The following is a 723-nucleotide window of genomic DNA, read 5'->3' on the forward strand; positions in this document are numbered from 1 at the left end:
CTTCGACGGGTTCATCCAGGAATACACCCCAGCGATCCCACTGGATGATCGCCTGACCGCGACCGTCAATATCCGGGTCACCGGCGATGTTGTGATTGCTGAGGGGGAGTGACCCATGGCGATAATCACGGGAGAAAGCTGGGTGAGGGTGGGGGATAAAGAATATCACCTCCACCTGTCGATGCGGGGAATTGCGGCCCTGCAGGAGGAGTATGGCAGCGATCTTGGCGCCTTCATCTCGGCGCCGAGCGGGGGCCTTCGCGATTTCGGCCCACTCTTGCGCCTGACCGAGGTTGCCTTGCGGCGCCACCATCCCGATGCGACTCTGGACGAAGCGGATGACATCCTTTCCCAAAACCCCTCGGCGGCAATGGATCTGTTCAATGCGGCCTTTTCTGATCTGTATAGGGGGGATGGTGAGGACGGGGGAAAGCCGAAGGGCGGTCAGAAATAAACCTGCCCGCCCTTCTTGAGGCGTATATCGTCGCCGGTTTTTCGCCTGCTGAGTTCTGGGATATCTCGCCCGCGCTATATCGGGTGCATATGCGAGGTGCATCCGAGCGGGCGCAGATCGATCACCAGCACCACGCCTGGCTGGCGTGGCATACGGCGCTTTTGCCATGGATGAAGAAACGACCAAAGTTCGAGGATCTGGCCGGGATCAAGCGGCAGGCGCGCGATCCGCTGCCATGGCAGGCGCAGTTGGCGCAATGGGAAGCGTTC

General features: G+C 60.4%; 2 protein-coding genes. One reads left to right on the forward strand and one right to left on the reverse strand.

What is annotated here, in order from left to right; genetic code table 11:
- Window positions 1–115: 115 nt before the first annotated feature.
- Window positions 116–454 (forward strand): hypothetical protein, encoded by a 339-nt coding sequence (locus ABNX41_RS21900; RefSeq protein WP_438671791.1) that lies wholly within the window; start codon window positions 116–118, stop codon window positions 452–454.
- A 74-nt stretch (window positions 455–528) separates the two neighbouring features.
- On the opposite strand, the gene ABNX41_RS21905 is transcribed toward ABNX41_RS21900, so the two are convergent.
- Window positions 529–723: hypothetical protein (locus tag ABNX41_RS21905; RefSeq protein WP_438671792.1), on the reverse strand; the 195-nt coding region annotated here is incomplete at its 5' end.

The organism is Pseudogemmobacter sonorensis (genome assembly GCF_042762395.1).
GTDB lineage: Bacteria > Pseudomonadota > Alphaproteobacteria > Rhodobacterales > Rhodobacteraceae > Pseudogemmobacter > Pseudogemmobacter sonorensis.